General features: G+C 61.6%; 17 protein-coding genes and 1 pseudogene. All 18 read right to left on the reverse strand.

Features of this window, described 5'->3' with window-relative positions; all coding sequences use genetic code 11:
* Positions 1-86: 86 nt before the first annotated feature.
* The 18 genes and pseudogenes from fliJ to H7A76_RS23610 all read right to left on the reverse strand — a co-directional run bounded on the left by fliJ (position 87) and on the right by H7A76_RS23610 (position 20,164).
* Complete coding sequence (gene fliJ, locus H7A76_RS23525) at positions 87-536, reverse strand: flagellar export protein FliJ (RefSeq protein ID WP_185700715.1); 450 nt, start codon at positions 534-536, stop codon at positions 87-89.
* 6 nt (positions 537-542) lie between these two features.
* The gene (gene fliI, locus H7A76_RS23530) at positions 543-1,901 is read right to left on the reverse strand and encodes a flagellar protein export ATPase FliI (RefSeq protein WP_185700716.1); all 1,359 of its coding nucleotides are present in this window, start codon (positions 1,899-1,901) and stop codon (positions 543-545) included.
* On the reverse strand, positions 1,891-2,739 hold the full coding sequence (fliH, locus tag H7A76_RS23535) for a flagellar assembly protein FliH (RefSeq protein WP_185700717.1): 849 nt from the start codon (positions 2,737-2,739) through the stop codon (positions 1,891-1,893). Before fliH ends, fliI begins: the two co-directional genes overlap by 11 nt.
* A 9-nt stretch (positions 2,740-2,748) precedes the next feature.
* On the reverse strand, positions 2,749-3,768 hold the full coding sequence (gene fliG, locus H7A76_RS23540) for a flagellar motor switch protein FliG (RefSeq protein ID WP_011059975.1): 1,020 nt from the start codon (positions 3,766-3,768) through the stop codon (positions 2,749-2,751).
* Positions 3,761-5,549: pseudogene (gene fliF, locus H7A76_RS23545) on the reverse strand (flagellar basal-body MS-ring/collar protein FliF). Before fliF ends, fliG begins: the two are co-directional and overlap by 8 nt.
* Before the next feature lie 15 nt (positions 5,550-5,564).
* Positions 5,565-5,891 (reverse strand): flagellar hook-basal body complex protein FliE, encoded by a 327-nt coding sequence (gene fliE / locus H7A76_RS23550; RefSeq protein ID WP_031321153.1) that lies wholly within the window; start codon positions 5,889-5,891, stop codon positions 5,565-5,567.
* Positions 5,892-6,019: 128 nt separating this feature from the next.
* Entirely contained in the window at positions 6,020-7,426 is a 1,407-nt protein-coding gene (locus tag H7A76_RS23555; RefSeq protein WP_185700718.1) for a sigma-54 dependent transcriptional regulator, read from the reverse strand.
* Entirely contained in the window at positions 7,426-8,643 is a 1,218-nt protein-coding gene (locus H7A76_RS23560; RefSeq protein WP_409519203.1) for a sensor histidine kinase, read from the reverse strand. The genes H7A76_RS23555 and H7A76_RS23560 overlap by 1 nt, the downstream gene beginning before the upstream one ends.
* Before the next feature lie 109 nt (positions 8,644-8,752).
* Complete coding sequence (locus H7A76_RS23565) at positions 8,753-10,228, reverse strand: sigma-54 dependent transcriptional regulator (protein WP_185700719.1); 1,476 nt, start codon at positions 10,226-10,228, stop codon at positions 8,753-8,755.
* 175 nt (positions 10,229-10,403) lie between these two features.
* Positions 10,404-10,700 carry a flagellar protein FliT gene (locus H7A76_RS23570; protein ID WP_185700720.1) on the reverse strand — a complete coding sequence of 99 codons (297 nt, stop codon included), beginning with the start codon at positions 10,698-10,700 and terminating at the stop codon, positions 10,404-10,406.
* Positions 10,701-10,711: 11 nt separating this feature from the next.
* Positions 10,712-11,107 carry a flagellar export chaperone FliS gene (gene fliS, locus H7A76_RS23575; RefSeq protein ID WP_185700721.1) on the reverse strand — a complete coding sequence of 132 codons (396 nt, stop codon included), beginning with the start codon at positions 11,105-11,107 and terminating at the stop codon, positions 10,712-10,714.
* A gap of 128 nt (positions 11,108-11,235) precedes the next feature.
* Positions 11,236-12,693 carry a flagellar filament capping protein FliD gene (gene fliD, locus H7A76_RS23580; protein ID WP_185700722.1) on the reverse strand — a complete coding sequence of 486 codons (1,458 nt, stop codon included), beginning with the start codon at positions 12,691-12,693 and terminating at the stop codon, positions 11,236-11,238.
* Positions 12,694-12,774: 81 nt separating this feature from the next.
* On the reverse strand, positions 12,775-13,161 hold the full coding sequence (locus H7A76_RS23585) for a flagellar protein FlaG (protein ID WP_185700723.1): 387 nt from the start codon (positions 13,159-13,161) through the stop codon (positions 12,775-12,777).
* A gap of 73 nt (positions 13,162-13,234) precedes the next feature.
* Positions 13,235-14,086, reverse strand: a complete 852-nt coding sequence (locus H7A76_RS23590; protein WP_185700724.1) for a flagellin domain-containing protein — start codon at positions 14,084-14,086, stop codon at positions 13,235-13,237.
* A gap of 227 nt (positions 14,087-14,313) precedes the next feature.
* Complete coding sequence (locus tag H7A76_RS23595) at positions 14,314-14,583, reverse strand: hypothetical protein (protein ID WP_185700725.1); 270 nt, start codon at positions 14,581-14,583, stop codon at positions 14,314-14,316.
* On the reverse strand, positions 14,580-15,869 hold the full coding sequence (locus tag H7A76_RS23600) for a motility associated factor glycosyltransferase family protein (protein ID WP_185700726.1): 1,290 nt from the start codon (positions 15,867-15,869) through the stop codon (positions 14,580-14,582). Before H7A76_RS23600 ends, H7A76_RS23595 begins: the two co-directional genes overlap by 4 nt.
* Positions 15,870-15,949: 80 nt before the next feature.
* Positions 15,950-16,876, reverse strand: coding sequence for a ketoacyl-ACP synthase III (locus H7A76_RS23605; RefSeq protein WP_185700727.1), 927 nt, complete (start codon positions 16,874-16,876; stop codon positions 15,950-15,952).
* 351 nt (positions 16,877-17,227) lie between these two features.
* Entirely contained in the window at positions 17,228-20,164 is a 2,937-nt protein-coding gene (locus H7A76_RS23610) for a TIGR00180 family glycosyltransferase (protein ID WP_185700728.1), read from the reverse strand.
* Positions 20,165-20,198: the final 34 nt, after the last annotated feature.

A 20,198-nucleotide genomic window follows, 5' to 3' on the forward strand; every position in this document is an offset into this window, starting at 1 on the left:
AGACTGCTTCCTTGTCATTGACGACGTCTAGAAGGTGTAGCACCCACTAAGCGGTCGAACAACCTGCCGGGAAAAAATCCGTCGTATCAGTAGGGGGATTGCCGGGGCAAGCGCTGGGACAGCTCGTCCAGCAACTTCTGCTCGCGCTTGTCTTCCAGGGCCCGGGCCTCGTCGAGGTAGCGCTGCACCAGTTTGCGCAGGCCTTCGACGCGGGCATAGGCCTGTTGCCAGGTCTCGCGGGCGCGGTCGAGATTGTTCTGGTGCCAGGCCAGGCTCTGGCGCTGCTGGCTCACGGCAGTGTCCAGCTGGCTGAGGAAAAACTGATAGTTCAGCAGCCAATGGCCGGAAACCCCACGCTTGCCGCGTTCGACCCATTGCTCCTGGTAGTCGTTACGAAAACGCTCCAGGTCGCCCAGCTTGCTCTCCGCGACCCGCACTTGGCCGTTAAAGTATTCCAGGCGCTGGGCGGCGGTGCGCTCGGCGCTTTCCGCCATGTCCACCACTGGCGCCAGGCGCGCCGCGCGGCTATCGGCCATGATCGATTACCCGCCCGCGATCTGGGAGAACAGCATCTCCAGATGGGTCTGGCTATGGCCCAGGCTGACGTTGTCGTTCAGTCCCTGGCGCAGGTAGGTCACCATCGCCGGATGCAGGGAAATCGCGGTATCGGTATCGCGGTCGCCACCGGCGACGTAGGCCCCGACGCTGATCAGGTCGCGCGCCTGCTGGTAACGCGACCACAGTTGCTTGAAGTACTGGGCCCGTCCCATGTTTTCAGGGCTGATCACCGCCGGCATGACCCGGCTGATGGAAGCCTCGATATCGATCGCCGGGTAATGCCCCTCCTCGGCCAGACGCCGGGACAGCACGATATGCCCGTCGAGCACGCCTCGCGCCGAGTCGGCGATCGGGTCCTGCTGGTCGTCGCCTTCGGACAGCACGGTATAGAACGCGGTGATCGAGCCCCCACCGGCCTCGGCATTGCCCGCGCGCTCCACCAGCTTGGGCAGCTTGGCGAACACCGACGGCGGATAACCCTTGGTCGCCGGTGGCTCGCCGATCGCCAGGGCGATTTCCCGCTGGGCCTGGGCGAAACGGGTCAAGGAATCCATCAGCAACAGGACATTCTTGCCCTTGTCGCGAAAGTATTCGGCGATCCGCGTGCAGTACATCGCGGCCCGCAGGCGCATCAGCGGCGCGTCGTCGGCTGGCGAAGCCACCACCACCGAGCGCTTGAGCCCTTCCTCGCCGAGGATATGCTCGATGAACTCCTTGACCTCGCGGCCCCGCTCGCCGATCAGCCCGACCACGATGATGTCGGCCTCGGTGAAGCGGGTCATCATCCCCAGCAGCACACTCTTGCCCACGCCGGTACCGGCGAAGAGGCCCAGGCGCTGGCCGCGACCCACCGTCAATAAACCGTTGATGCTGCGAATGCCCACATCCAGTGGCTGGCTGATGGGATCGCGGTTGAGTGGGTTGATGGTGGGACCATCCATGGGCACCCAGTCTTCGGCGCGCATGCCGCCCTTGCCATCCAGCGCCCGGCCAGCCCCGTCCAGTACCCGGCCAAGCATGCTCATGCCCATGGGCAGGCGCCCGGTATCGGCCAAAGGCACCACGCGGGCGCCCGGGGCGATCCCGGCGACGCTGCCCACCGGCATCAGGAAGACCTTGCTCCCGGAGAAGCCCATGACCTCGGCTTCGACCTGGACCGGATGGTAGCTGTCATCGTTGATCACCAGGCAGCGGGTGCCCATGGCGGCCCGCAGGCCTTCGGCCTCCAGGGTCAGGCCGACCATGCGCAGCAGGCGCCCTTCGAGGATCGGCTGGGCCGGCAGTGCGATCGCCTCGGCGTAGCCACCCAGGCGCTTGCCGAAGCTGGTGCGCTCAAGACGCATGGTCGGGGCCTGCGGGCTCGGGTTGCCCGGCATCCGGGGCGACGTCAGGATCGACTTCCGCAGCCTGCGGCAGGTCCGGAGTGCGCGGACCGAGCTCCAGGCTCAGGTCCGCCGATGCCGGATGCAGCGATTGTTCGTGCAATTGATCGAAGAGCTGGCCCATGGCCTGAGTGATCCGGGTCTCGACGCTGGCGTCGATGCGACTGTGCTCAGTCTCGACCCGGCAACCGCCCGGCAACAGGGACTCGTCCTCGACGATGCGCCAGCTTTCTTCATGCCGGTCGCGCAGGCTCTTGACCTGCTCGAAATCCTGCGGGTTGATGTAGAGCCGCACGTTGCCAACACCCAGGGGCAGCAACTTCAGGGCCTCGCGCATCACGTGCTCGATCTGGCTGGAGTCCATCGCCAGTTCGCGCTGGATCACCTGGTGGGCGATATGCCTGACCAGGTCCACCAGGGTTTTCTCGATCTGGGTGTCTTGCTCGGCGATCGGTTCGAACAGGTTGCCCATCAACCGCTCGAGCGCCTGCAATTTGGCGTTCAGCGCGACTTCGGCTTCCTGGCGGACCTTGAGCGTGGTGCTGTGGAAGCCCTCCCGCTCACCGGTGGCGAAACCTTCGTTATAGGCTTCCTGGCGAATGCTTTCGAGTTCCTCGAGGGTCAGTGGCTGGACTTCCTCCAGCGGCACTTCCTCGATTTCTTCCTCGACCTCCTCTGGCTCCGGTTCCGGCTCGGGCTCGGGTTCCGGATCGAAGCTGGGCAACGCCCAGACGTCGAAACCCTCGACGTCCCGAGCACGGATCAGGCCGCTCTGGGTTTCATCACTGCTGGACGACATAAAGCGACCTTAGATCATTTCTTCGCCGCCCTTCCCACCGAGAACGATCTCTCCGGCTTCGGCCATACGGCGGGCAATGGTGAGGATTTCCTTCTGCGCGGTCTCCACGTCGCTGACGCGTACCGGGCCCTTGGCTTCCAGGTCGTCGCGCAGCAGCTCGGCGGCACGCTTGGACATGTTCTTGAAGATCTTTTCCTTGACCCCTTCGTCCGACCCCTTGAGGGCCAGCACCAGTACGTCGGAAGACACCTCGCGCAACAGCGCCTGGATACCGCGGTCGTCGACGTCGGCCAGGTTGTTGAAGACGAACATCAGGTCCTCGATCTGGCCGGACAGGTCCTCGTCCACTTCGCGGATCGAATCCATCAGCTGGCCTTCGATCGAGCTGTCGAGGAAGTTCATGATGTCGGCCGCACGCTTGATACCGCCCAGGGTGGTACGCGAAGCGTTGGAGTTGCCGGAGAACTGCTTCTCGAGGATCTGGTTCAGCTCTTTGAGGGCCGCGGGTTGCACGGTATTGAGCGAGGAAACGCGCAGGATGATATCCAGGCGCGCCTTATGGTCGAAATTGCCCAGCACCTCGCCCGCCTGGTCCGGATCCAGGTAGGCCACCACGATGGCCTGGATCTGCGGGTGCTCGTAGCGGATCACATCGGCCACGGCCCGCGGCTCCATCCACTTCAAGCTGTCCAGGCCACTGGTGTTGCCGCCCAGCAGGATACGGTCGATCAGGCCGTTGGCCTTGTCCTCGCCCAGGGCCTGGGTGAGCATCTTGCGCACATAGTCGTCGGAGCCCACGCCGAGGCTGGTCTGGTCGCCGACGATGTCGACGAACTCGCTCATCACCTGCTCGACCTGCTCGCGGTGCACGTTGCCCATCTGGGCCATGGCCACGCCTACCCGCTGGACCTCCTTGGGCCCCATGTGGCGCAGCACCTGCGCGGCATCGGTGGAACCCAGGGACAGCAGCAGGATCGCGGCCTTGTCGACCCGGGTCAGTTTGGCGGTAGCGGCTCGGTTATCACTCATCTGCGTTAATCCACTCTTTCACGACCTGGGCCACACGACCCGGATCTTCTGCCACCAGACTCTTGATTGCATTCAACTGAGCGTCATAACCCTCGCTCGGGCTAGGCAGCAGGATGCTTTGCGGACCACCCAGGCTGACCCGGTCGTTGGCCAGTTCGCCATCCAGGCCGCCCATGCCGCCCAGTTCGACGTCGCTGCCCAGGCCTGCCAGTTGCTTGCCCTTGCCGCCGCCGGTGATGTTGTTGAGCACCGGACGCAAGACCCCGAACACCAGCACCAGGATGAACAGCACGCCCAGCACTTGCTTGACGATGTCCCAGAACCAGGGCTGCGAGTAGAACGGAATATCGGCAACCACCTCCCCGCGGTCGGCGGAGAATGGCACGTTGATCACGCTGACGCTGTCGCCACGGCTGGCATCGAAGCCCACGGCGTCCTGGACCAGGCGAGTGAAGCGCGCCAATTCGTCGGCGCTCCACGGCGCACGGGTGGTTTCCCCATTGGCCGGGTTGACCTTGACCTGATCGTCCACCACCACGGCCACCGACAGGCGGCTCAGGCGACCTTGCTGCTGCTTGGTATGGCTGATGGAACGGTCGAGCTCGAAGTTCTTGGTGGATTGTTGACGCTTGTCCGACGGATACGGCGCCAACATCGGCTGGCCGGGCCGGGTCCATCACCTGCTGGCCATTGGCGTCCAGCAAAGGCTGGCCTGGCTGCACCATGCCTGCCGAGGCGGTGGCGCCACCGGTGGTCTGCGGAGCCGAAGCGGGCGACGGTGGCTGGTTGCTCAAGGCACCGGGCACGCCTTGCGGGCCATTGCTGCTGGAGCGCTGCTCGTTGACCGACTGTTCGCTGCGCAGGGCCGGCTGGTCAGGGTTGAACTGTTCGGAAGTGGACTCCACCGCACTGAAGTCGACATCGGCCGAGACTTCGGCCTTGTAGCGATCATTGCCCAGCACCGGTTGCAGGATGTTGTGCACCCGCTGGGTCAGCATGCTTTCCAGGCGGCGGCTGTAGTCGAACTGCTTGCCAGCCATGGTCAGCGCGGAGTTTTCCGCCTGGTCGGACAGCAAGTTGCCCTTCTGGTCGACCACGGTGACCTGGGACTTGCTCAATTCCGGGACGCTGGTAGCCACCAGGTTGACGATGGCCATGACCTGGCCAGGCTCCAGGGAACGGCCGGCATACAACTCGACCAAAACCGAGGCGCTGGGCTTGCGTTCGTCACGGACGAATACCGAGCTTTTTGGAATCGCCAGGTGCACCCGGGCACCCTTGACGTTGTTCAGGCTGGAGATGGTCCGAGCCAGCTCGCCCTCCAGGCCACGACGATAACGGGTGGCCTCCATGAACTGGCTGGTACCCAGGCCTTGTTCTTTATCGAGGATCTCGAAGCCGACGTTGCCATCGCCCGGCGCCACGCCAGCGGCGGCCAGCTTCAGGCGCGCCCGGGGCAGGTCGTCGGCCTTGACCAGGAGAGCGCCGGAGTTGGGCTCGACGGTGTAGGGAATGTCGGCAGAGGCCAGGGTATCCATGACCTGCTTGGCATCCATCCCCGCCAGGCTGCCATACAGCGGCCGATAATCGGGCTGCTGGGACCACAACACCACGGCGAAGCCGATCGCCACGCTGGCGGCCAGGCCCACCAACAGGCCAACCTGACGCAACATGGTCATCTGGGACAGGTTTTCCAGGAACGACAAACCGAACAGCGGCGGTTTCCCGTCTACCGGCGGTGTGGTCTTGGCCGGTACGTTATCGGCGACTGCTTCTGCCATGACTCAATCTCGTCCTTAAACCGGCATCTGCATGATGTCTTGATACGCTTGAACCAGCTTGTTACGCACCTGGGTCAAGGCTTGAAAAGACACGCTGGCCTTTTGCGAGGAAATCATCACGTCCGTCAGATCGACGCCGCTCTTGCCGATCTCGAAGGCGCTGGCCAACTGATTGGACGCCTGCTGGGTGTCGTTGACCTTGTTCACGGCCTGGCCAAGCAGATCAGCGAAGCTGCTACCGCTGACCTGTGCTACTGCGGCGGATTTTGGCTGCGACATGGCGTCCATTTGCATGGCCCGCATATCCAGCATCAACCGATTAAATTCAATACCTTGGCTCATGGTCTACTCTCTCTGACGACCCGCATTTTTTTGACGCTCACTCCGCGGTTAGTGAGGTGTTAGCAACAAGGGTGCCAGCTCCATGGCCCATCCCCACAAAAGCCATCCCGGGCCTTGCAGGCCACTCTTCAAGTAGCGAACAGATAAGCCTCGACATCCATCCCGGCGTCACGCATCTGCGCCAATTTGTAACGCAAGGTGCGCGGACTGATGCCCAGGCGCTCCGCTGCTTCCTTACGCCGCCCGCGCTCGGAGCGCAGGGTATCGATGATCATCTGGAACTCCCGGCGCCGCAGGTCGTCGCCCAGGCCGCCCGGCTCCTGGAACCCGACCTCGGTTTCACCCGCTACGGCAGGCACCGCCCCCCGACTGACGGACGCCAGCGCCGGCAGCGGGGCGCACGCCACAGGGCCGGCCAGGCAGAAGTCCTGCGGACGGATCACCCCGCCCTGCTGCAGGATCAAGGCTCGCTGCAACGCGTTGTCCAGTTCCCGTACATTGCCCGGCCAGGGGTAACCCAACAGGCAGGCCCGGGCCTCGGCGGACAGCTTGGCGCTGGCATGCTTCATTTTATTGACGTGCTTGACCAACAAGCGCTCGGCCAGCGGCAAGATATCGGCAGGCCGCTCGCGCAATGGACGCCAGGCCAGAGGGAAAACCGACAGGCGGTAATAGAGGTCTTCACGGAAGCGACCAGCGGCCACTTCTGCGGCCAGGTCACGGTTGGTGGTGGCCACCACCCTGATATCCAGGTTGATCGGCTTGCGCGCCCCTACCCGCTCCACCTCGCGCTCCTGCAAAACCCGCAGCAACTTGGCCTGCAGCCCCAGGGGCATCTCGGAAATCTCGTCGAGCAGGAGGGTGCCGCCGTCGGCCTGCTCGAACTTGCCAGGCTGGGCCGCGATGGCGCCGGTGAACGAACCCTTTTCATGCCCGAACAGGGTGGCCTCGAGCATGTTGTCGGGGATCGCCGCGCAGTTGATGGCGATGAACGGTTGCCCGGCACGATGGGAATGCTGGTGGATATAACGCGCCAACACCTCCTTGCCCGTGCCGGACTCGCCGGAAATCAGCACAGTGGAATCGCTGCGCGCCACCCGTGTCGCCAACTCCAGCAACTGTACGCTGGCAGGCTCGAAGGCTACCGGCCCCTCCTCCTCGACCGCCCCCAAGCAACCCAGGGCATGGCGCGCCACCAGGTCGAGCAGCGCCTTGGGCTCGAAAGGCTTGACCAGGTAGTCGACAGCCCCCTGGCGCATGGCGTCCACCGCACGCTCCACCGCGCCATGGGCGGTCATCAGCAACACCGGCAGTTGTGGCTGGCGTGCACGCAACAGGCCAAGCAACTGATGGCCGTCCATGCCCGGCATGTTGACATCACTGACCACCAGGCTGAAGGACTCGGCCGACGTGGCCTCCAGAGCCGCCTCCGCACTACCCACGGCCTTGTAGTCATGACCGGCCAGCAAGAGCGTGTCTGCGAGGGCCTCGCGCAGGGCACGATCGTCTTCAACCAGTAGAACCTTGATTGCCATTACCTTGCCTCCATACCAGGGGCACTGGAAAACAGAGGCAGGGTCACCAGTGCACAAGTACCGCGCCCGGGACGCGAGCGCAGCGACAATTCTCCCTGATGGGCACGCGCCACTGCCTTGACCACCGTCAGGCCGAGCCCGGTACCGTTGGCCTTGGTGGTGAAAAACGGTTCACCCAGACGCTCCAGCACCTCGGCCTCGATACCGCTGCCACTGTCGCTGACGCACAGGCGCAAGGCGTCGTCCCGGCGATACAGGTGCACCTTCAGCCGCGCAGTACCGGCACTGGCCTGGACCGCGTTTTCGATCAGGTTGAGCAAGGCCCCCACCAGGGTGTCGCGATTGCACAGCAGCTCACCCTCATGGCTGTCGCACTGCCAGCGTACGGCAACGTCCTGGACATGGGTCTGGGCGGCGGCCTGCAGGGATTGCAACAGCGATCTGGGCGTCAGGCGATCGGTGAGCGGCAGCTCGCCGCGGGCGAATACCAGCATGTCGCGCACCTGGTGTTCGAGCTCATGCAGGCGCTCCTTGAGCCGTCCGGCAAAACGCTGGTGGGTGGCCGCCGGCAGTTGCTGCTCGGTCAGGTGACTGGCGTACAGCAATGCCGCGGACAGCGGTGTACGAATCTGGTGGGCCAGGGAAGCGACCATCTTGCCCAGTGAGGACAGCCGCTCGTGGCGCGCCAGCTGGTCTTGCAGGTGACGGGTTTCAGTCAGGTCGTTGAGCAGCACGAGCTGCCCAGGCTCGGCATCCAGCGAACGGGTGGAGATGGACAGGCGCCGACCGTCGCGCAGGGAAATCTCATGACCGTCATCCTCGCGGGGAGCGAAGCTACGGGCGATGATGCTGCGCCACAACTGCCCCTCCAGAGGCAAGCCCAGCAACTCGCAGGCCGCCGGATTGGCTTCGCTGACGATGCCATGGCCGTCGATGACGATGACCCCGCCCGGCAGCAGGTCCAGCAGGTTCTGCAGACGATTGGCCAAGCGTTCTTTTTCCGCCAGCTCCTGCATGCGCTGGGCACTGACCACCGCCAACTCGCCCTTGAGCTCGGTGACCCGGGCTTCGAGCATGCTGTAGGAGTCAGTAAGTTGGCTCGACATCTGGTTGAACAGGGCGAAGGCCTGCTCGAGGCCAAGCCGGCTCGCCTGCTCTACGGACGACGATTGCCCCTGGGTATCGGGGGCAGGAGACATCTGGGCGGCTTGGGACATGGGACTCTCTCGCGTGGCTGACCGTCAGTTAAACGGAACGTTGCGAGAGACTTAGCAATACCCGTGCCGAAAAAAACCGCCCGGATTTCAGCGATCTGGAAAACAGGCGTCAATCATCCGCCTGCTCATCCCCTTCACGACGGCTCATCCCGTACTTGCGCATCTTTTCCACCAGGGTGGTACGACGAATGCGCAAGCGCTCGGCGGCCCGCGCCACGATGCCATTGGCATCATCCAGCGCCTGCTGGATCAGGCCCTGCTCCAGGCTGCCAAGGTAATCCTTGAGGTCAAGGCCCTCTGGCGGCAGCATGGCAGTGGCGGAGAAGTCCGGCGCATGGCCGTTGATCGCCACCCGCTCTTCCAGATCGCTGCGCAGGCTATCCACCAGTTGCTCGTCTTCGTCATCGACGTAGCGAAACTTCTTCGGCAGCTCGACCACGCCGATCACCCCATAGGGATGCATGATCGCCATGCGCTCCACCAGGTTGGCCAGCTCGCGGACGTTGCCCGGCCAGCCATGGCGGCACAGGGACATGATGGCGGCCGAATTGAAACGGATCGAACCGCGCTTTTCGTGCTCCATGCGCGAAATCAGCTCATTCATCAGCAGCGGAATATCTTCTACCCGCTCACGCAACGGCGCCATTTCGATGGGGAACACATTGAGGCGGTAGTACAGGTCCTCACGGAAACTGCCCACCTCGATCATGCTTTCCAGGTTCTTGTGGGTGGCCGCGATGATGCGCACGTCGACGCCCTGGGTCTTGTTGCTGCCCACGCGCTCGAAGGTGCGCTCCTGCAGCACGCGCAGCAGCTTGACCTGCATCGGCAGCGGCATATCGCCGATCTCGTCGAGAAACAGGGTCCCGCCGTTGGCCAGTTCGAAACGCCCGGCCCGGCTGGTGATGGCCCCGGTGAAGGCCCCCTTCTCATGACCGAACAGCTCGCTCTCCAGCAACTCGGCAGGGATCGCCCCGCAATTGACTGGCACGAAAGGCGCGTCGCGGCGCTTGGAGTGATAGTGCAAGTTGCGCGCAACCACTTCCTTGCCAGTACCCGATTCACCCAGGATCAATACGCTGGCATCGGTGTCCGCCACCTGCTGCATCATCTGCCGCACGTGCTGGATCGCCCGACTGGTGCCGACCAGGCTGCGGAACAGATTGGGTTCGCGATGACGCCCGCGCTCGCGCGCCTGGTCGTACATCTCGCGGTAGACCTGGGCCCGGTGCAGGGAATCGAGCAACTTGCTATAGCTGGGAGGCATCTCCAGGGTAGACAACACCCGGCGACGCTGGTCTTCCGGCAGCTCGACAGAAGAATTTTCGCCCATTAGCAAAACTGGAAGGAACTCATCCCAGGTCGAGAGTGTCTTTAACAAGCCCAGCAGTGCACCAGGAGCGTTTACAGTCCCGATGAGGACACAGATCACTTCCCGACTAGACGACAAAGAGCCGACAGCCTGCTGCCAGTCATGGCTAGCGCAGGGCAAATTTTCTTCACCGAGAAAATTTAAAATCACCGCCAAGTCGCGGCGGCGAACGCTATCGTCATCGATCAGCAGAATTTTGGTTTCACGCCACATGCAATAGCAACTTCCCTAGTCAACTCAATGCCCGGAAATTAAGGGGCAAGCTAGACGCGCTTGAAGACATTTACCTGCCTTCATAGACGCCTGAAATCTGAAAACAGCCACTAGTTAAGTCAAAAAAGCGTGCACAGTCAAATTTATGGCGCGCAGTGTTCGGATCAACTCGACATTAACCGAACAAATGGTAAACCTTTGCCGCGTTCTGCGCTTGATGGATCTGCGACATCTCGTCGAATATCGCCTGGCGCTCACCGGTCGCCACTTCCAGCAACTGCCGGTAGACCCCCAGCAATTCTTCAAGATTGCTCCGGAGGGCAACCTCGTCGACCCCGACCTCCCCGAGCACGTCCTCCATGCATGAACGACAAGCCAGGTCCAGTTCACCTATAGCCTGCCAATTACGCTCGGCCAAGGCGTCAACCAGGGCCACGCGCGTTTCTTCAATGCGTTGCAGGACAGCACTCATGGTGTTTCTCCTTAAAACTGCGGGCCTGGAGCCGCAATGGCATCCCAGCCCTCTTTGACCGTACGCAGCAGACCTGCCACCTCGTCGAGGATCTTCGGATCGGTCTTGATATTGGCCTCGGCCAGGCGCTTCATCATGTAGGTGTACAGACCGTCCAGGTCCGCCAGGCTGTCCATGGAGTTCTCCAGGTCCAGGCCTTCGCGCAAGCCCCCCACAATGCCAATGGCCTTAGTGATGAAGATGCCCTTGTTGGCGATATCACCGCGCTCCATCGCGCCCTTGGCCTGAGCGATACGGTCCAGGCCACCTTCCATCAGCATTTGCACCAGGCGATGCGGGCTGGCCTCGGAAGTCTGTGCCTGTCCACCCACCTTTTGATATTGCCGAAGGGCTAACATCGGATTCATGTGGTACCTCTTCAAAACTCAAGGGTTCGTATAAACAGCGTATCGACGCAACGTCAAAAAACTTTAGATCAAATGCAAAAGCCCGGAGCGCTGGAAAACGCTGCCGGGCTTTTGGCGCAGATTATATATCAGCCTTTCTTCTGCGCGTTCATGGCCTCGAACATGGAAGTGATATTGCTGGCGGTAGCCTTCAGCTTGCCCACCAGCGTATCCATGTCATTGTACTTCTTGGTCAATACAGCGGTCAGGGTGGCAACACGACGATCCAGCGATGCCTGTTGGTCAGCGAGCTTCTTCTTGGTGACATCCAGGTTCTTGGTTCGAGTGACCAGGATCCCCTCGGTCGAACCCACACCCTGAGTGAAGGGCTTGATCGCGGTGGTCATGCGATCCAGCAAACCCGGACTGGTGCCATCGCCGGTAAACAGCTTCTGCACTTCGCCACCAAGCTTCTTATCGTTCAACGCTGCCGTGAACTTTTTCTCGTCGAAGTCCAATGCACCGGTTTTCTGGTTGGTAGTGATACCCAACTGCGACAGCACGGTGAGCTTGTCGCCGGCACCGACTTCCGACAGTGGCGCTCGAATAGCCGACAAGATCGAACGTGGTAGCGGATCACCCGTCAGCTGCGCCGGCACGGTCAGCTTGCCATTATCGTCCAGGGACGGCTTGGTCAGGGAACTGATACCGTTGACCACCGAATTGTAGGACTCGATGAACTTCTGGATCGAAGCCTTGAGACCGTCGGTGTTGGTCTTCACTTCCACGGTGATCGGAGCAGTGGTGACCGCCACCAGGTTCAGTTTCAAGCCGGAAACAGCCTGGGTGACGGTATTGCTCTTGCTGGTCAACGGCATGCCGTCGACGGTGAACATTGCATCCTTGGCCAAACCACCAATGGCGCCGGAAGAGTCGGCTTTCATGGGATCGGTAGGGCTGCCAGTCGGCATCGGCTTGGTGCCATCGATCTCCAGCCCGGCAATGCCGCTCACGGAGATATCCGAACCAGCCCCGGTCTTGTCCGAACCGATCACCAGGCGCGAACCGAAGGAATCGGTAACGATGTTGGCGTTGAACCCCGCCAAGGACAACTTGGAGTCGGCGTTGATCGCATCCCGCACCGATTGCAGGGTCGCATTGGCACCGATGGCCAGCGAGTAGCTAGTGCCATTTTGAGTGATGTTCAAGGTACCACTCGGAATAGCACTGGAAGCACCGCCGGCAAAAGCTGCGGTGGCCACCTTTGATGAAGTTGCAAGTTGCGAAACACTGACACTGTACTTACCGGCTACCGCAGCATTGGTTGCGGTGGCATCAACAAACTTGGCATCGCTGGAAGTGGCGGCAAAACCAGCAAAGGCAGGACTTACAGCGCTGCCCAAGCCAGTGACCGAAAGAGTGCTCTGGAAGGAGGACAACAACGACTGCAAAGTACCGATGCCGGAGATACTCGCGCTGTTGGTCTCGGTCGCACGGTCGATCTGGCCCTGCTTGGCTGCCTTGTCGGCATTCACCAACGCCTTGACGATAGCACCGGTGTCGAGACCAGAACCCAGACCGGTACCCGGTAGAATTGGACTTGCCATGTGTATCTCCCTTCAGTATGCCGCCGGTCTTTTGACCACCACAGCGATCAAAAGATTAAAAAACAAAATTCGTGCCAGCTATCAAGCCTTGGCGCTAAACAGCAGGCTGCTGGCATCGTTCAAGCTATTGGCCAACTTCAGGACTTCTTCGTTGGGGATCTGACGAACCACCTCTCCCGAATCGCTGGCAATGACCTTGACTACAACCTTCCCGGAGGGCTCGTCGATGGAGAACTCCAGGTTGCGCTTGACCGACTGGACAAACTTCTCGATCTCCTGGACGGCCATCTTCAGTTTTTCCTGTTCGGCTTGCGCCTCTTTCTTGCTGTCCTGCGTGGACACCGCCACTTCTGCAATGGCAGGAACCGCAGAAACGTCATCTCGAGGCTTCTCCACGGGCTTGTCGGCAACCGGAATCGCGGACTTGGCCACAGGATAAGACAAGTTCAGCTTCACGCTCATATCCATGTCCACCACCTCTCAAAGTAAAAAAGCGAGAGAGCACGACCAGCGCACTCCCCCGCCAAAGCTTAGCCAGCTATTACTGAAGCAGCTTCAGTACAGCGGATGGCAGTTGGTTGGCCTGGGCCAGAACTGCGGTCGAAGCTTGTTGCAGAGTTTGCTGCTTGGTCAGCTGGGCAGTTTCAGCAGCGAAGTCGGTATCTTGTACGCGACCCAGTGCAGCACTGGCGTTTTCGTTGATGTTCTGCAGGTTGGAGATAGTGCTGGTCAGACGGTTTTGAGCGGCACCGAGGTCGGCACGGCTGGAGTTGATGGTCTGCAGCGCCTTGTCGATAGCGACCATGGCAGCCTTGGTGCTGGCTTCAGCAGTGGTGCTGTCGGTACCGGTAATGGCGATAGCGCCGGAATCAACGCCCAGGGTCGAAGCGTCGAAGCCGCTGGCCAGGGTGATGGTGATCTGGTTGTCAGCACCGGTGTTGGAACCGACCTGGAAGGTCATGGTGCCGGCGGAACCATCGATCAGGTTCTTGCCGTTCAGGTTGGTCGACTTGGCGATACGGGTCAGTTCGTCCGACATCTGAGCAAATTCTTTGTTCAGAGCGGCGCGGTCTGCAGTGCCGTTGGAATCGTTACGGGACTGAACGGCCAGTTCACGCATACGCTGCAGAATGTTGGTGGATTCTTGCATCGCGCCTTCAGCGGTCTGGGCGATGGAGATACCGTCGTTGGCGTTCTTGATCGCCATGGTCTGGCCACGGATCTGCGAGGTCATACGGGTAGCGATCTGCAGGCCGGCGGCGTCGTCTTTAGCGCTGTTGATCTTCAGGCCGGAAGACAGGCGAGTCATCGAAGTCGACAGAGCGTCGGAAGCGCGGTTCAGGTTTTTCTGAACGTTCAGCGACGTAACGTTGGTGTTTACTGTTAAAGCCATGACGAATTCCTCGTTGGTTGGGTACTGCGGCTTCCGGCCCTGGCAACCGCCGGGTAATGGCCTAGAGAACCTTCGTAATAGTTATCGTCGCGGATGCAAGTTGCTTTAGGGCTTTTTCAAAAAAATTTGCCATCACCCTGCCACCCCTTTAAATACAAGGGCTTAAGCCCCGGCCGAACGAAAAACTGACGTCAGAAAAAGTGCCCTCCCAACCCCACGAGCAAAGCTCACCCTGCAAACGAGGCCTGCAACCACTCCACCAGTTCGTACTCCAGATAATCTGCCAGGCCCAACCAGTCCTGGGCTTCCTGACAGGCCAGCAGCAGGCCCAGCAAGTGGGCCCACTCCTGTTGCATCGATGCGACAGCGGTATCCACCAGGACCTGGACAGACTCGAACAGCTCCACCATCTCCATCGCCGCCTCGACATCACGTCCTAGCCGAAACAGTTCGGCAACGTTCCTGGCACGGCTCAGCAAAGGCTCAAGTCGACTCATTGGACAAAATCCGCATGGAAAGTAGTTCCGGCGATCATCGCGCCATCACGACTGGTATTGAAGAAAGCCACCTCAGGCTGACTGCCGATGTAACGCTCCAGCTCGCACAGATAACTGCGGAAGTTAAGCTGAGTCTTCACCCGCCGGCCATGGCCATCCAGAACCCAATGCCTGGCAGCACCGAGCTGTGGCCCCAAATCACCATCCTGCCAGCCGGCATGGGTGCGGTTCATTGGAAAAGCGAAGTCCGCACCGAACAAGGTGACACGCTTGCCACCCATCTTCACCGCCAGATCCACCGCCGGGTGAATCACACTGCCTCCTGCATGCAGCAAGGCCCGCGGCAAGCGCTGGCGTAGCTGTTGAAAAAGCGGGCTGGTGGAATACCCCACATAACGCGGCCCACGCCAACCTTCCAGGACCTGCGGATCGGCCAACGGCAAGTAGACCAAGGCCGTGCCTTCACTCCCCAAGGACGGCAGGTGCCGGCTGGAGATACGCTGATCGATGCTCAACACCAGGTCGGGCCGGATCCCCTGCCTGAGCAGCGGCTGGTAGGCCGTGTCGACACAGATCAACAGCGGTCGTCGTGCTTGTCCAGCCAACGCGCGCAGCGCAGGAAAATGACGCTCCAGGCTCGGCCCGGTGGCAATCACGAAGACCTCCTGCCCGGTGCAGGTGTCGAACAACTGGGCTACATCGCGATCGCACGCCACCCAAGGCTCGACAGCTGCCAAGCGCTCGTTGATCGAGGTTGTATCGAAATTGAACGATCGGTTGTTGAACTCCAGATGAGTCTCGCTGATCAGCCGATCGCGAATCTTCGCATTGTAATCGTCCGCCAGCACCAACTCGGCAGGAAGCGCGAAGAATGGCAGCCGGATCTCGTGCAAATCGCCGGCATACAGCAACTCCACCCGCGGATCGGCCAACCAGGCATCCTGCTCCAGCAATTGCAGCACCAGCTTGAACACCGCACCGTTGAGAATATGCACATACAGGCGCTGCAACCCGGGGCGCTCCAATAGCACCTGCTGCAGATCGCCCAGTCCACAGCCATACACATGCAGGACAGGCTCATCGGGCATGTTGTCGGCCTGCAGCCGGGCCTCGTGCGCACGATCATGGCGACTGGTGAGCTGGATGCCGGCGATGCTCAGCGTCGAGCCCAGCCCCTCCACCAGGTTTGCCTGCAGCGAAGCGCTATCCTCTGTCACCACCCGCGCCAGCAGCGCTGGCCAGCGCCTTTGCAGTACCGCCGCGTTGCGTTCAAAGCTGTCGCTCATGTTGCCTCGCTTATCCTTCATGCAAAAAAAAGCGCTCAAGATACACCTCGAGCGCTTGTTATGCCGCCGCGGGCCGGGTATCAGGCGCGATAAATGATCGCCGACCCCCAGGACAAGCCGACGCCAAAGCCACTCAGGGCCACTCGCTGCCAGCTGGAGTCGAACATATGTTTCTCCAGCAACAGGGGGATGCTCGAGGAAACGGTATTGCCAGTCTCCACCATATCCTTGACGAACTTGTCCGGATCGCCCTCGAAACGCCGGGCCACGGCGTCGACGATGGCCGCACTGCCCTGGTGGATGCAGAACGCGTCGATATCCCCAGGCTCAAGGTTAGACTCCTCCAGCAATTCATGCAGGTGGGCTGGAACCTTGAGCAGCGCGAAGTTGAACACCTGGCGGCCGTTCATGAAGAACACACCGTCAGTGACCTTCAGGTGCGGCGCCCCGGAACCATCGGTGCCGAACTTGGCCTTGCCCAGCTGCCAGGTCGCATCCTCGCCCAGCCAGGTGGCGGTGGCGGCATCGCCGAACAGCATGGTGGTATTGCGATCCTCGGGATCGACGATCTTCGAATAAGGGTCCGCGGTCACCAGCAGGCCGTTCTTCAGCCCCGCGGCCTCCATGAAGCCCTTGATGGCATAGATGCCATAGACGTAGCCGGAGCAGCCCAGGGAGATATCGAACGCCGCCACGTTGGTCGGCAGGCCGAGCTTGTCCTGGACGATCGCCGCCGTATGGGGCAAGCCTTCTTCGTCGCCGTTCTGGGTAACGACGATCAGCGCATCGACAGCTTCGCGCTTCAGTTCGGGGTTGGCGGCGAACAATGCATTGACAGCTTCGACACACAGATCGGAGGTCTCTTGCGTAGCCTCCTTGCGCGGCAGGAAGGCCGAACCGATCTTGCCCAGGATGAACTCCTCATCCTTGCCGAATTTTGCACCTTGTGCGTAATTGTCCAGGCCGGCTACAGGCACGTAGCTCGCAATGCTTTTTATGCCAATCATCACGGCTTCCCAATAAAAAACAGCTCAATACCCCCGCTCAGTCGCCTGGCAGGGGCTGCCGAAAAAACACGGATACTTCCGTCGAGCACAGCGTCATCGGGAAGAACCAAGGGCTATCACGGACCTGGCACGCAGCGCTGGCGCCATCTTCCCGGGCCATACATTACAGTGAAGATGCACGTTCTGACCCGCAGGTCACGCCATTTTGCCAATCTGTCACATAAAGACCGGCCAGCAGGATCGTCAACCGTGCCCGTTGCGCCAGCCATCGGGAATCGAAACTTGTGTCCCACCCCGGATTCGCAACCTGGTAGCACAGGCTGCGAATCCGGCCAGGGGCTCAGGGAGGGGTCAGCCGGCAATCAGTTGTTGCCAGTCCACCTGGCGACCAGCATCCAGGGCGAACCCCTTGCCAGCCAGTGTGAGGTTCTCGTTGTAATTGGCGTCATGGGCAAAGCGTTCCGCCCACTTGTCCCGCAACGCCGCCGCGGCTTGCGAATCATCGGCCAGGGTGCCCGGATGCAGGATCTGCGCCTGTGGCGTGAGCACGGTGAGATAACCGGCATCAGCGCTTTTCAGGCACAGGTCGACATCGGCGAAAGCCTGGTCGAAGTGCCCTTCGTCCAGCCCGCCCACAGCCTCGTAGAGCGCCTTGGCGATCATCAGGCAAGCACCGGACACCGCCGAGTAGTTCTTCTCCACCCATAGGCTCTTCATGTAACCCTGGCTATCCCTGGCGGCCCCGGCGAATGCCGCGCCCAGGTGGCCATCGAGCCCCAGCACCAGGCCGGCCTGGGTCGTCGCGCCCCGTTCGTCCACCAACCGTGCACCGACCACCCCGACTTCCGGGCGCTGGGCCTGGTTGAGCAGGCTTTCCATCCAGTTGGCGTTGACCACCTCAGCCTCGGAGGACAACAGCACCAGGTACTCGCCCTTGGCCTCCCGAGAAGCGGTGTTGTAAAGCGCCGACTGGCTCACGCGCTGCTTGCTGCGCAACACGCGGATACGCTCGCCACGGCTCTCGAGGCTGGCCAGCCAGCCGTCGAGTTCGGCGTCCTGGCTGTGGTTCTCGGCGATCAACACTTCGTAGCGCTGGTAGCGGGTACGTTGCAGCACGCTGACCAGGCAGCGTTGCAACTGGGCGAAGTTGTCCTGGCTGGCGAGGATGATGGACACCAGAGGACGCTCGGCATGTTGGTAATCGATCTGGTAGGTGCCCGGCTGCGCCGAAGAGACCTGGGCTCGATAGCCCCGCGCCGCAAGGCTGCGCGTCAGTACCTGGCGCTCCTCGGCATGGGCTTCCTCGCCCGGAACGCGGCAGATCAGCAGCGGTTCGGCCAGGTGCGCCAGACCACCCAGGCCGCCTTGCTGGATCAGGCGCAGCAACACATCGAACTCCAGCGCCTGCTTGAGCTCAGTGGAGAAACCGCCGATCTCCAGCAGGGCTTCGCGCTGCAGCAGCCAATGCCGCGCCATCAACGATGGCGCGCCCTGCAACTGATCCAGATTGATCCCGGGGCGCCATACCATCTCCAGCGTCGAGTCGCCGCGCCGTTGGATCTCATCCATGGCCACTGCGCGAATACCCTCGGCGCCGGCCAACTCCAGGCTGGCCCGCAACAAGCCGCTGGCAGTGAACTGATCGCCCGCCTCGGCCAACAGTACCCAGTCCGCGCGGGACTGCGCCAGCACCTGGTTGAGGCGCTCCACATGGTTACCCTGGGTGACCCTGACGAAATGCAGGGTATCCTGGGCGCTGGTGGTGGCCGGCAAGTCGCCGGTGGTGAAGACCACCAGCTTGAACGCCTTGTAGTGACAGGCGACCAGGCTGTCGAGGGTGGCCTGCAACTTGACCATGTCGGCATCCAGGTCCAGCAACAGGATCTGCACCTGGGGCACGTCCCCCTGGCGAGCCTGGTACGCGGCGATGGCGCTCAGTTGTGCCGGCTGCGGGACACGCCCCTCGAGCCAGGCGAGCAGTCGCCCCGACTCGGTCGCAGCGAGCAACTCGTGGCTGTCCGGCCCCGGCACCGAGTCCAGGCGCTCGGCCCAGGCTTGCAACTTGCGCGCCTCCTCGGGCTCATCGCTGTCCTGCATCGATTCGGCCAGGCGCTTGACGACCTGGCGGTTGAACAGGTTCAGCCCCAGGGCTTCCCACAACCGGCTGCGCAGGGAACGCGGCGTATCGTTGGGCTGCACCCGCATCAGCTCTTGCTGGCGCAACAGGACGCCTTCAAGTTCCTGCAGTTGCAGGCGCCCGGCGGGCATGGCATGCAACAGGAATTCGAACTCGGTCAACAGGTCGAACATCGGCTTGTTGTAGAACGGCATCTCGACGAACTGTTCCGGCCCGAAGGAACGCACCGGCTCCTCCCCTACCTGGGTCCAGGCCGAACTGATGATCGCAGTCATCTTGAGCGAACGCCCGCTGAGCAGGCACTCGGCCATGGCGGCGAAGCTGTCCAGGGCAATCTGCTTGACCAGTGCCGGATCCCGGCCGCTGAAATCGGTGGGCAGCGAAGCGAGGAACTCGGCGAACGCTTCTCGTTGCGCCACCGACCGGGCATCCTTGAACGTCAAGACCGTCAACACGTTGGTATTGTGCTCGGAAGCCCCATAGGCGACCTCGCGCACGGCAGAGGGGATCGGCAGGATCCGCGCCTTGGCACAGGCCAGCAAGTAGAAACTGTGGCCGATTTCCTGCCATTCGAAACTGGTGCCGGCCGGCAACTGGCTGTACCAGCGCTGCAGCAACTGGGTACGAGTCACCGCGTAGAACGGCGGCAGGAAGTGCCCCAGGAAGTCCATGACCCGCTCCTTCGGGTCGGCGCTGGCATAGTCCTCGGGTACCCGGCGGTCGCGGCGGTAGTAATTGGTCTGCGTGGCCCTGGCCAGGTACATCATCCCGTAGCCGTGGCACAGCCCGTAGTCGGGATGCTCTTCGAGGAACTCCACCGATGCGGTCAACGCATCATGGATCAGGAAATCGTCATCGGCGGCGAACGCCATGTAGGGCGTGGTCACCAGGTTCACGCCGAAGGTCAGCTTGTCCTGCAGGCCGCTGTAGGCGTATTGCGGCAAGTGCCGGTAATCCACCCGCGGATAGCGCTGGGCGATGGACTCATCCGCCTCGGGCGAGGAGTCCAGCACCAGGATCGAGCACGGGTAGCTGCTGTAGAACTGCAAGGCGCGCCGCATGAACGCTTGGCGGTTGTGGGACAACAACACCAGGGTGAAACGTTGATCGAGCGGTACTGTGTCATTCATTTCTTTATCTTCAACCCACATAGGTATTTCCCCACAACCGGCCGACAGCCTGCTG

The sequence above is a fragment of the Pseudomonas sp. MSSRFD41 genome (assembly GCF_014230245.1).
Lineage (GTDB): Bacteria > Pseudomonadota > Gammaproteobacteria > Pseudomonadales > Pseudomonadaceae > Aquipseudomonas > Aquipseudomonas piscis.